This window comes from Pantoea sp. Pa-EAmG (genome assembly GCF_030024295.1).
Classification (GTDB): Bacteria; Pseudomonadota; Gammaproteobacteria; order Enterobacterales; family Enterobacteriaceae; genus Pantoea; species Pantoea dispersa.
The window spans coordinates 23,928-35,011 of sequence record NZ_JASEWO010000030.1; the positions used below are offsets into that span (position 1 = coordinate 23,928).

At 59.0% G+C, this 11,084-nt stretch carries 9 protein-coding genes; 7 read left to right on the forward strand and 2 right to left on the reverse strand.

Going from position 1 to position 11,084, the window contains the following annotated elements:
• Window positions 1-112: 112 nt before the first annotated feature.
• From QMM04_RS06605 to QMM04_RS06625, 5 genes are all read left to right on the forward strand, one after another.
• Window positions 113-715, forward strand: a complete 603-nt coding sequence (locus tag QMM04_RS06605; protein ID WP_021507674.1) for a hypothetical protein — start codon at window positions 113-115, stop codon at window positions 713-715.
• 125 nt (window positions 716-840) lie between these two features.
• Window positions 841-2,280, forward strand: a complete 1,440-nt coding sequence (locus QMM04_RS06610; RefSeq protein WP_058770669.1) for a circularly permuted type 2 ATP-grasp protein — start codon at window positions 841-843, stop codon at window positions 2,278-2,280.
• Entirely contained in the window at window positions 2,274-3,203 is a 930-nt protein-coding gene (locus QMM04_RS06615; protein ID WP_021507672.1) for an alpha-E domain-containing protein, read from the forward strand. Before QMM04_RS06610 ends, QMM04_RS06615 begins: the two co-directional genes overlap by 7 nt.
• A complete protein-coding gene (locus QMM04_RS06620) occupies window positions 3,200-4,000 on the forward strand; it encodes a transglutaminase family protein (protein ID WP_282995853.1) in 801 nt (266 codons plus the stop codon). Before QMM04_RS06615 ends, QMM04_RS06620 begins: the two co-directional genes overlap by 4 nt.
• 17 nt (window positions 4,001-4,017) lie before the next feature.
• The gene (locus QMM04_RS06625; protein WP_031279727.1) at window positions 4,018-4,722 is read left to right on the forward strand and encodes a proteasome-type protease; all 705 of its coding nucleotides are present in this window, start codon (window positions 4,018-4,020) and stop codon (window positions 4,720-4,722) included.
• A gap of 44 nt (window positions 4,723-4,766) precedes the next feature.
• Here the strand turns inward: QMM04_RS06625 and QMM04_RS06630 are convergent, their stop codons facing one another.
• Entirely contained in the window at window positions 4,767-5,387 is a 621-nt protein-coding gene (locus tag QMM04_RS06630) for a response regulator transcription factor (RefSeq protein ID WP_021507669.1), read from the reverse strand.
• Between the two features lie 274 nt (window positions 5,388-5,661).
• Here QMM04_RS06630 and QMM04_RS06635 point away from each other — a divergent pair, with 274 nt between their 5' ends.
• Together QMM04_RS06635 and QMM04_RS06640 are read left to right on the forward strand one after the other, a co-directional pair.
• Window positions 5,662-7,365 carry a GNAT family N-acyltransferase gene (locus QMM04_RS06635; protein ID WP_021507668.1) on the forward strand — a complete coding sequence of 568 codons (1,704 nt, stop codon included), beginning with the start codon at window positions 5,662-5,664 and terminating at the stop codon, window positions 7,363-7,365.
• Window positions 7,366-7,621: 256 nt separating this feature from the next.
• Complete coding sequence (locus QMM04_RS06640) at window positions 7,622-10,465, forward strand: bifunctional diguanylate cyclase/phosphodiesterase (RefSeq protein ID WP_264240860.1); 2,844 nt, start codon at window positions 7,622-7,624, stop codon at window positions 10,463-10,465.
• A gap of 65 nt (window positions 10,466-10,530) precedes the next feature.
• On the opposite strand, the gene ftnA is transcribed toward QMM04_RS06640, so the two are convergent.
• On the reverse strand, window positions 10,531-11,037 hold the full coding sequence (gene ftnA / locus QMM04_RS06645; protein WP_282995854.1) for a non-heme ferritin: 507 nt from the start codon (window positions 11,035-11,037) through the stop codon (window positions 10,531-10,533).
• Window positions 11,038-11,084 lie beyond the last annotated feature (47 nt).

An 11,084-nucleotide genomic window follows, 5' to 3' on the forward strand; every position in this document is an offset into this window, starting at 1 on the left:
TTGGCTTTAGTAAGCTAAATCATTCTTTTATGTGAATTTTGCCGGTGTGCGCACATTGCAATGCCCGGTGGCTTTGCCACAATTAGGCAACGTGGCTATCCGGAGAAAGAGTATGTCTGCCCAATCTTCCAGTCTGCTGTTACTGATGTCTTTCGCCGCCGGTACCTTTTCCGCGGGATCGTCAGGTAACCCGCAGCATTTAATGTTATCGCTGCCGTCCGGCGGTGTACCCAATAATCCGCTGCCGCTGATCATCTGGCCGTGCGTGGTGCCGGAAGAGGAGGAGGACAGCGCGGCCTGGTTTGAAAAAACCTTTAGCGCCAGCGGCTGGCCTGCGGCGTGGCGCGCGCCGATTTTTCCTTACACCCACTATCATCCCAATACCCATGAGGTACTGGGCGTCGGCGCGGGCTGGGCGGAAGTGCTGTTTGGCGGCGACAGCGGCCGCATGGTGACGCTGCGTGAGGGGGATGCGGTGCTGATCCCGGCCGGCGTGGGCCATAAACAGGTGTTTGCCTCCGACGACTTTTTCACCGTTGGCGCCTATCCTGAAGGGATGTCACCGGAAACCGTGCGCGACGAACCTTCCCGGCTGCGCGCGTCGAAAGAGCAGATCCAGCGCGTGCCGCTGCCGGATCGCGACCCGTTTACCGGCGGCGAAGGAGCAATGACCGAAATCTGGCTGCCAGTGGCGCAGCAGCTGATGCACCAGTAAGGTGCAAGGCAAGGATTATCCGGCGCGGCTCCGCTTTCGGGGCGCGCGTGCCGTTGCGGCGGCGGGCCTCTGGCACACTTTGTGCAGGAGAGAAGTCAGGTCCTCTGACAAGCGCCGGGTAAATCATGAAAGCACGCGACCAGATAGCATCAACCTTCTACGATGAGATGTTGCAGAGCGACGGTCAGCACCGCGCTCACTACCAGCATTACTGGGAATGGTTACAACAGGCGGACAAAGAGGCGGTGGCGCGCAAACGTGAAGAGGCAGAACTGCTGTTTCATCGCGTTGGCATCACCTTCAACGTCTACGGTGACGATGGCGGTGCCGAGCGGCTGATCCCGTTCGACAGCGTGCCGCGCATCATTCCTGCCAGCGAATGGGCGATGCTGGAACGCGGCATTCGCCAGCGCGTTCAGGCGCTCAACGCCTTCCTGCACGATATCTACCATCAGCAATATATTCTCAAAGCCGGCATCGTGCCGGCCGAGCAGGTGCTGGTTAACGATCAGTATCAGCCCTGTATGCAGGATGTCGATCTGCATCGCCAGATCTACGCGCACATTACCGGTGTCGATATGGTACGCAACAGCGACGGCGACTATTACGTGCTGGAGGATAATCTGCGCACGCCGTCCGGCGTCTCCTACATGCTGGAAAACCGCAAAATGATGATGCGCCTCTATCCGGAGCTGTTTGCCGCGCAGCATATCGCGCCGGTGGAGCGTTATCCGTCGCACCTGTTGCAGACGCTGCGCGAAAGCTCGCCGGTTAACGATCCGGTGGTGGTGGTGCTGACGCCGGGACGTTTCAACAGCGCCTACTTCGAACACAGTTTTCTCGCCCAGCAGATGGGCGTGGAGCTGGTGGAGAGCGCCGATCTGTTCGTCAAAGACGGCGCGGTGCTGATGCGCACCACCGCCGGGCCGTGCAAAGTGGATGTGATCTATCGCCGCGTGGATGACGCCTTTCTCGATCCGCTCGCCTTCCGGCCGGATTCGATGCTCGGCGTGCCGGGATTACTGTCGGTATACCGATCCGGCAATGTGGTGCTGGCGAATGCGATCGGCACCGGCGTCGCCGATGACAAGTCGATCTACCCGTACGTGCCGGAAATGATCCGCTACTACCTTGATGAAGATCCGATCCTCAATAATGTGCCCACCTGGCAGTGCCGCAAGCCGCAGGATCTGAGCTACGTGCTGGCCAATCTGGCGCAGATGGTGGTGAAAGAGGTGCACGGTGCCGGCGGTTACGGCATGTTGATTGGTCCGGTTGCCAGCCAGCAGCAGCTGAGCGAGTTCCGCGAACGGCTGCTGGCGCGGCCGGATAATTACATCGCGCAGGATACGCTGTCGCTCTCCACCTGCCCGACCTTTATCGACAACGGTCTGGCGCCGCGCCATATCGATCTGCGGCCTTTTGCGCTGTACGGCGCGGATATCCGGCTGGTGCCGGGCGGCCTGACGCGCGTGGCGCTGACCGAAGGCTCGCTGGTGGTGAACTCGTCGCAGGGCGGCGGCACCAAGGACACCTGGGTGCTGGAGGATGACACATCATGCTAAGCCGGACGGCCAGTGGCCTTTACTGGATGGCGCGCTATCTGGAGCGTGCAGAACAACTTGCCCGGGTATTGGATGTGACCCATCGCCTGTCGCTGATGCCGGTGCGCAATCGCCAGGGCGACGAACTGCTGTTGCCGCTCAACCTGACCGGTACGCGTCAGCTGTTTGAAACCCTCAACGGGCGCTGCACCATGCCGCAGCTGTTCAACTTCTTCGCGCTGGATGAGCGCAACCCGAGCAGTATTTTCAGCTGCTGGCAGGCGGCGTGGAACAACGCGCACGCGGTGCGCGGCAGCCTCTCATCCGAAGTGTGGGAGAGCATTAACTCGACGTGGATTGAGATGCGCAACACGCGCCGCCGCGGCATCTCGCCGGCCGGTGCCGACAGCTTCTTCGACTGGGTGAAAGAGCGTTCGCATCTGTTTCGCGGCGCGATGTCCGGCACGCTGCTGCGCGGCGATGCGCTGCGTTTTATCCGGCTTGGCACGCTGATGGAGCGCAGCGACGGCACCGCGCGGCTGCTGAGCGTTAACCAGCAGCTGCTGGAGCAGCATCCCGACACGGTGCGGGAATATTACTGCCTCGACAGTCTGCTGCGCGCGGTGTCGGCGCGCGAGGCCTACAACGCCATCTTTAAGCAGCAACTGATGCCGCCGCTGGTCAACGAAATGCTGATCCTGCGCAGCGAAAGTCCGCGCTCGCTGCACTCCTGCATTGAAGAGATCGCCAGCCAGCTGGAGCAGATTGGCAGCAGCGGCGAAGATCGCCCGCGCTATCTCAGTACCGTCCTGCTGGCGGAGATGCGCTTCAGCACCTGGGAAAGCCTGACGCGCGACGGCCTGCAGCCGTGGCTGGACCATTTTCTCAGCCGCATCAACGCGCTGGCGGAGAGCATCAATCACACCTATCTGGAGGCGAAATGAGACTGAACATTGAGCATAAAACCTGGTACGCCTATGAGCAGCAGGTAAAACTCAGCACCCAGTATCTGCGCCTGACGCCGCAGAATTCGGTGCACCAGCAGGTGCTGTCGTGGCAGCTCGATCTGCCGTGTGAGGCGACGCGCACGCTGGATGCTTACGGCAACGTGCTGCACGTGCTGACGCTGGACAGGCCGCATCAGCTGCTGGAGATTGCCGCGCGCGGCGTGGTCGAGATTCTGGATGCCAGCGAGCTGGCGCCGGATCCGCAGTCGACGCTGTCGCCGCTGGTGTTTTTGCGCGCTACGCCGCTGACCCAGCCGGACGCGGCGATCCGCGACTTCGCCCGGCGCTACTGGCAGGCGGAAAAACCGCTCGCCAGCCTGGAGAAGCTGATGGACGAGCTGCTGCTGAAGATGCCGTACCGGCCCGGCAGCACTGCGGTGAGCGACAGTGCGGCGAAAGTGTTTGCCGCCGGCAGCGGCGTTTGCCAGGATCACAGCCACGTGTTTCTCGCCTGCTGTCGCAGCCTGGGGATCCCGGCGCGCTACGTCAGTGGTTATCTGTATACTGACAACGTTGAACACGTTGCTACTCATGCCTGGGTTGAAGCCTGGCTGGATGGCAGTTGGCACAGCTTTGATATCACCAATAACACGCGCAGTACGCGGCAGCATTTGCGGCTGGCGGTGGGTGTCGACTATCTCGATGCCTGTCCGGTGCGCGGCATTCGTCTGGGCGGCGGCGGTGAAGATATGCTGGCGGTGGCTGCGGTGCAACAGGTGCACGGGCAGCAGTAATCGGAACAGGCGTAACTATGACTTATTGTGTGGCAATGCGTTTATCGGCCGGGATGATTTTTGTCTCGGATTCACGCACCAATGCGGGCGTGGATCATATCTCCTCGTTTCGCAAACTGCATGTGTTTCAGGTGGATGATGAGCGCACGCTGGTGCTGCAAAGCGCCGGCAATCTGGCGACGACGCAGAGCGTGATGAGCCTGCTGCGGCGCAACTGTAACGACAGCGAACAACCCAATCTGCTCAACGGGCGTTCACTGTACGACATTGCGCTGCTGGTAGGCGCCACGCTGCGTGAAGTGATTGCGCGCGACGGCGAGGAGTTTGGCGGCACGCTGCTGCTGGGCGGGCAGATTCGCGGCGAAGAACCGCGGCTGTTCCAGATCTATCCGCAGGGCAACTTTATTGAAGCCAGCGTCGACACGCCGTACTTCCAGATTGGTGAGAGCAAATACGGTAAGCCAATAATTGATCGCGTGCTGCGCTATGAGACCTCGCTCAGCCAGGCGATGCAGTGTGCGCTGATCTCCATGGATTCGACGCTGGCGAGTAACATCTCCGTCGGCCTGCCGCTCGACGCGATGGTTTACCACAGCGACAGCTTTAGCGACAGCGAGCAGTACCACATCACCGAACAGCATCCCTACTTTTCCCAGATCCGCCAGCTGTGGAGCAAAGGGTTGCTGAGCGTGTTCTCTCAGCTGCCGCCGCTCAAGCTCTGACCTGCTGCCCGGTCGTCACGCTGGCGGACCGGGCCGGGTTTGACTCACACCAGCTCATTGGCGCGCGCCGCCGTATTAATTCCGCTAATCCCTTTCAGGCCGAGCTTACGCAGAATTTTAATTTTATAAGTGCTGATGGTTTTACTGCTCAGCTGTAATTGTGAGGCGATCTCTTTATTACTCATCCCGGAGGCCAGTTTCACCAGCACAATCAATTCGCGGCGCGTTAAACTCATCAATTTCTCGCTTTCAATCAGTTCGGCGGCATCCGCTGCACTGTGCGTGACCGGATAAAAACGTTTTCCGCGCTCGACTTCTTTTATTGCTGTCAATAAAGTTTCCAAATCGCCGCGTTTACACACATAGCCTTCTACCCCTAACTGCAGGCAACAGCGTTGATAAAACAGGCTTTCTGAGGCGGTAAAAACAATGATTTTTTGCTGCGGCAAAATACGTTTAATGTCGGCAATCAGCGGAATGCCCGCGCGGCCGGGCATGGTCAGGTCCAGCAGCACCACGTCTGGCTGCGCATGATGTAATTCGCTAATCAATAAATCGCCTTTGTTGGCAATGCCCGCAACCGAATAGTCATAAGCGTGCAGCAGTGCCTGAATACCCGCACAGATTAATGGGTGGTCATCAACTATAAATACCGAATGAATCATATGTGTAGTCCAAAAATAAACAAAAAAAGAACGCAAGGAATAAACACCGATGAAAATTCATTAGCAGAGGTGTGACCAGATTAATTCACGGGTCTTAAGAATAAGATTTAAGTCCTGTCTGGAAAATTTTCATTTAAGGTAAATTTGACTTTTTTATGCGCCAGCACAAAGCGCGCCGATACTTTTTCCTGTCCGCATCTGCCGTGGTCATAAATCTGAAAACAAGCCGTTTTAACGTCAGGGGAATAAACCGCTGCGTATAAAAAGGTGCACCATGTTTTCCGTTGATCAGCTTCTCAATACTTACTGGCCAGGCCAGCAACCGGCGCACTGGCAGAAAAGCCTGCTGAAGTGGGCGGTGCGTGAACAGGAGTTTCAGGACTTTGCCCAGCGCTATCCGCATCTGAAAGGGGTGGATATGGTGGAGCAGGTGCTGGAGCACCTGGATGTGCGCTGTGAGCTCAGCGAACGCGACCTTGAACAGATCCCGACGCACGGGCCGGTAGTGATCGTCGCCAACCATCCGCTTGGCGCGCTGGACGGCCTGGCGCTGCTGGCGGCGGTATCGCAGGTGCGGCGCGACGTGAAAATCGTTGCCAACCGCATGCTGATGATGCTGGAACCCATCAACAACCTGATGCTGCCGGTGGATAACATGGGCAACCGCACCAGCCGCGAGCAGCTGACGCGCATGCAGCAGCATCTCGACAACCAGGGCGCGCTGATTATCTTCCCGGCCGGTGAAGTCTCGCGCCTGTCGAGCCGCGGCGTGCGTGACCGTCACTGGCACCACAGTTTTCTGCGCCTGGCCGCCCGCGCCCGCGCGCCGCTGGTACCGGTGCACGTGGTAGGACGTAACAGCCTGGCGTTTTACGCCGCGGCGAAGGTGGCGGCACCGCTGGCGCTGCTGATGCTGGTGCGCGAAATGTTCCGCCAGCGCGGCACGCGCATCAAACTGCATATCGGCGAGCAGATTCCCTTCGCCAACTGGCACGATGGCCATACGCCGGGCAAAGAGCTGGCGAAGCGGCTGCGCAAGCATCTGTACCGCATCGGTCAGGGACGGCGCGGTCTGTTTCTTACCGAAGCCGCCATCGCCCGCCCGGAAGATCGCGCTGAGCTGAAAAAAGCGTTGCTGGAGAGTGAACGGCTCGGGACGCTGCCGGACGGCAAACAGATTTACCTGTGGCGGCGCAACGGGGCCAGCTGGGTGCCGCTGCTGCGTGAACTGGGCCGGCTGCGCGAAATCGCCTTCCGTGCGGTGGGCGAGGGCAGCGGCAGGCGGCGCGATCTCGACAAGTATGACGATGATTACTATCACCTGATTTTATGGGATGACGAGGCGCTGGAGATTGTCGGGGCCTACCGTTTTATTCCCGGCGCCGAGCAGCTGGCACGGCGCGGGCTGCAGGGCATCTACAGCGACAGCCTGTTCCACTATGACGAGCGCATGCTGCCGATTATTCAGCAGGGGCTGGAACTGGGGCGCAGCTTCATTCAGCCGGCCTACTGGGGCAAGCGCGGGCTGGATTATTTATGGATGGGCATCGGCGCTTACATTGCGCGCTATCCGCAGACGCGCTACCTGTTTGGCCCGGTATCAATCTCCGGCACCATGCCGCTGGCGGCGCGCGATCTGCTGGTGGCGTTTTACCGTCTCTACTTTCCGACCGATCTGCCGCTGGCGAAATCACGCCGCCCTTATCCGGCGTCGCTGCCGGAGGTGCTGGCGCAGTTCACCGGCGATAACTATGCCGACGATTTGCGGCGTCTCAAGCATTTGCTGGCTAATCTCGGTACCGCGATTCCGACGCTGTACAAACAGTATTCGGAAGTGTGCGAGCCGGGCGGCGTGCAGTTTATCGATTTCGGCAGCGATCCGGATTTCAATCACTGTATTGATGGCCTGGTGCTGGTCGATCTGTCACGCGTAAAACCCGCGCGTTATGAACGCTATATCGGCATGCATTTAACCTGAACGCGCCAGATGACGTCAGTTAATGCCACCTGACAGCACGCCGCCGGAGAATCTCCGTGTGGCGTGCTGTCAACTTTGCGCAATAAATCCACTATCCCACTGAACATTTTCTCGCCACTGCCGATAACCACACTACCAACTTTTGTCTGCGGATGATTTGCGCTTGTAAGCGATGCGCTTTTGCGTTTAAGTCTGCCTGAAGATTAAGAATTATCTTAACTGCGCATCGAGACCAGGCCAGCATAGGCGAACAACAATGAACAATAACTCTGACGTAATGTACCGGCTACTGGTGCAGAGCGTGGTGGATTACGCCATCTACATGATTAAGCCGGATGGCACGGTGGCTAACTGGAACACCGGGGCGCAACGCGCCAAAGGCTATACCCCCGAAGAGATCGTCGGGAAGAATTTTGCGCTGTTTTACAGTGAAGAGGATCGGCGCAACGGCGCGCCGCAGCGCGGTCTGGCCATCGCCACCGCCACCGGGCGCTATGAAACCGAAGGCTGGCGCTATCGCAAGGACGGCAGCGCCTTCTGGGCGCACGTGGTGATCGACGCCATCCGCGATGAGTACGGCGAACTGCTGGGCTTTGCCAAAATCACCCGCGACTGCACCGAACAGCAGGCGCAGCAGCGTAAACAACAGGAACAGGAGCAGCGTTTCCGTTTATTAGTTGAAGGCGTAACGGACTACGCCATCTACATGCTCGACCTCGACGGCAATGTCGAAAACTGGAACGCCGGCGCGCAGCGCGCCAAAGGCTACGTGGCCGAAGAGATTGTCGGCCAGCACTTCTCGCGCTTCTACAGCGCCCAGGATCGCCTGAACCATATCCCGGAACGCAACCTCACCACCGCGTTTAAAACCGGTCGCTTTGAAGATGAGGGCTGGCGCTATCGCAAAGACGGCAGCGCCTTCTGGGCGCACGTGATCATCGACGCGATTCGCGATGACGCCGGCAAACTGATCGGCTATGCCAAAATCACCCGCGACTGCACCGAACAGCAGGCGCTGCTGCGCAAGCAGCGCGAATACGAGAAAACCTTCCGCCTGTTAGTGGAAGGCGTGACGGATTACGCCATCTACATGCTGGATTTACAGGGCCGGGTGGTGAACTGGAACGTCGGCGCGCAGCGCGCCAAAGGCTACATGGCTGACGAGATCGTGGGCCAGCACTTCTCCGTGTTCTACGGCTCACCGGAACGTCAGGCGCGTACGCCGGATGCCAATCTGGGCATCGCGCTGAAAACCGGTCGCTTTGAGGACGAGGGCTGGCGCTACCGCAAAGACGGCTCCGCCTTCTGGGCGCATGTGGTGATTGACGCGATTCATGATGAAGAGGGCAAAATGATCGGCTTTGCCAAGATCACCCGCGACGTCACCGAGCGGCGTGAGCACGAGCAGCAGCTGCTGCGCGCGCGCGATCTGGCGCAGGCGCAGAGCGCCAAAATGTCGGAGCTTTCCGGCTTCCTCGACACCATCATCAGCAACATTCCCTCCTGCGTGATCGTCGAAGACGCCATCAGCCGCGAAATCCTGATGGTCAATGACAAAGCCGAGCAGCTGTTTGGCTTCAGTAAGTCGCTGATTATGCATAAGCGGCCACACGAATGTATGTCGGCGGAACTGAGTGATTACTTCAACAGCCTGGCGGATATCGCGCTGCGCAGCGAGGGCATCCACGCGCGCGAGCAGCTGTTACTGACCGCTGGCGGTGAGCGGGTGCTGCACACGCGCGCCACCACCATCAGCGGCAAAGACATGCGGCAGAATTACGTGATGCTGATTGTGGAAGACGTCACCGATCAGCGCGAAGCCGATGCGCGCATTCGTCACATGGCGCATCACGATAATCTTACCAGCCTGCCGAACCGCATCCTGTTTCGCCAGAAGCTGAGCGAGGCGCTGCGTGTCGATCAGCAGCAGGGCCAGACCAGCGCCACGCTGTGCCTCGATCTGGATAACTTCAAGAACGTGAACGATGCGCTGGGGCATCAAATCGGTGACGATCTGCTGCGGGTGGTGGCGAAGCGGCTGCGCAGCGTACTGCGCGATCAGGACACGCTGGCGCGCATCGGCGGCGATGAGTTTGCCATCGTGCTGCCCAACGTGCGGAATGCCGATGAGGCTGCGATTGTGGCGCAGCGCCTGATCGAGGCGATCCGCCCGCCGGTGAATGTTGAAGGCCACAACCTGTCGGTCGGGCTGAGCGTCGGCATCGCGCTGACTTCGCAGGCCACCAATACGCCGGAACACATGCTGCGCTGCGCCGACATGGCGCTGTATGAAGCCAAGCGTAACGGCCGTAACCGCTATGAGCACTTTACGCTGGAGATGGATAATGTGGCGCGCAGCCGCCGGGTGATCGAGAACGATCTGCGCGAGGCGATCACCGGACGGCAGCTCAAGCTCTACTATCAGCCGATCACCAACGAGACCGGCATCATTGGCTATGAGGCGCTGATGCGCTGGCATCATCCGATCAAAGGGTTGATCATGCCGAATGACTTCATTCCGATTGCCGAAGAGACCGGGCTGATCCATATGCTCGGCGCCTATGCGCTGTACGAAGCCTGCCGCGAGGCGCAGAGCTGGGAAACCGAACAGTCGGTGTCGGTCAACCTGTCGCCGCTGCAGTTTAAGAACAGCTCGCTGGTATCTGTGGTGGAGGGCGCGCTGCGCGAATCCGGCCTGGCGCCGCATCGGCTGGAGGTGGAGATCACCGAATCGGTGCTGCTGGATGATACGCTCGGCAATATCCGCACGCTGCAGAGCCTGAAAACGCTGGGCGTGCAGATTGCGCTCGACGACTTCGGCACCGGCTACTCGTCGCTCAGCTATCTGCGTTCGTTCCCGTTCGATAAGATCAAAATCGACAAGTCATTTATCAATGATATGGGCGACAGCCGCGAGGCGCTGGCGATCATCCGCGCGATTACCGGCATGAGCCGCAGCCTGGATATTCAGATCACCGCAGAGGGCGTGGAGAGTAATGAGCAGTTTGTCCGCCTGCGCGAAGAGGGCTGTACGCTGTTTCAGGGCTACCTGTTTGGCCGGCCACAGCCGTCGGAGCTCAGACTGAAGGCGCTGGAGTAAGCACAAAAAAAACGCCCGACAGGGTCGGGCGTTGTGCATGCTGCTGTGCATAATCTTTATTATTTTTACTGGCCGTGGCCTTCGACGTTCATGCGGCCCAGATCTTTGTCCACCAGGAACAGACCTTCGCCTTTGTTGCCCACCAGCGCCAGCTTGTCCAGCACGGTTTTGAACAGCTTCTCTTCTTCGTGCTGCTCGGCAACGTACCACTGCAGGAAGTTAAAGGTGGAGTAATCCTGCGAAGTCAGCGCGGCGTGCACCAGCTCGTTGATTTTGCTGGTGATCAGCTGCTCGTGCTTGAGCGCTTCTTCCAGTACGTCATTCAGCGAGGTCCAGCTCACCGCCGGCGCGGCGATGCTGCCCAGCACCGGCAGTGAACCGGCATCGCTGACGTAATCAAACAGCTTCTGCATATGCTGCATCTCTTCGCGCGAGTGCATTTTCAGGAAGGAGGCGGCACCTTCGAAGCCTTTGTCGCAGCACCAGGCACTCATCTGCAGATAGAGGTTGGCGGAGAAGAATTCGAGGTTAAGCTGGTCGTTCAGGCGTGAGGTCATTTCAGCGGTTAACATGGCTGAGTCCTTTTTAATTTGTCAGGTGAAGTACGGTGAATTATGCA

Coding starts and splice junctions, on each gene's coding strand:
- QMM04_RS06640 (WP_264240860.1), top strand. CDS start 7,622: ATGAACAATAACTCTGACGTAATGTACCGGCTACTGGTGCAGAGCGTG.
- QMM04_RS06620 (WP_282995853.1), top strand. CDS start 3,200: ATGAGACTGAACATTGAGCATAAAACCTGGTACGCCTATGAGCAGCAG.
- ftnA (WP_282995854.1), bottom strand. CDS start 11,037: ATGTTAACCGCTGAAATGACCTCACGCCTGAACGACCAGCTTAACCTC.
- QMM04_RS06630 (WP_021507669.1), bottom strand. CDS start 5,387: ATGATTCATTCGGTATTTATAGTTGATGACCACCCATTAATCTGTGCG.
- QMM04_RS06625 (WP_031279727.1), top strand. CDS start 4,018: ATGACTTATTGTGTGGCAATGCGTTTATCGGCCGGGATGATTTTTGTC.
- QMM04_RS06635 (WP_021507668.1), top strand. CDS start 5,662: ATGTTTTCCGTTGATCAGCTTCTCAATACTTACTGGCCAGGCCAGCAA.
- QMM04_RS06610 (WP_058770669.1), top strand. CDS start 841: ATGAAAGCACGCGACCAGATAGCATCAACCTTCTACGATGAGATGTTG.
- QMM04_RS06615 (WP_021507672.1), top strand. CDS start 2,274: ATGCTAAGCCGGACGGCCAGTGGCCTTTACTGGATGGCGCGCTATCTG.
- QMM04_RS06605 (WP_021507674.1), top strand. CDS start 113: ATGTCTGCCCAATCTTCCAGTCTGCTGTTACTGATGTCTTTCGCCGCC.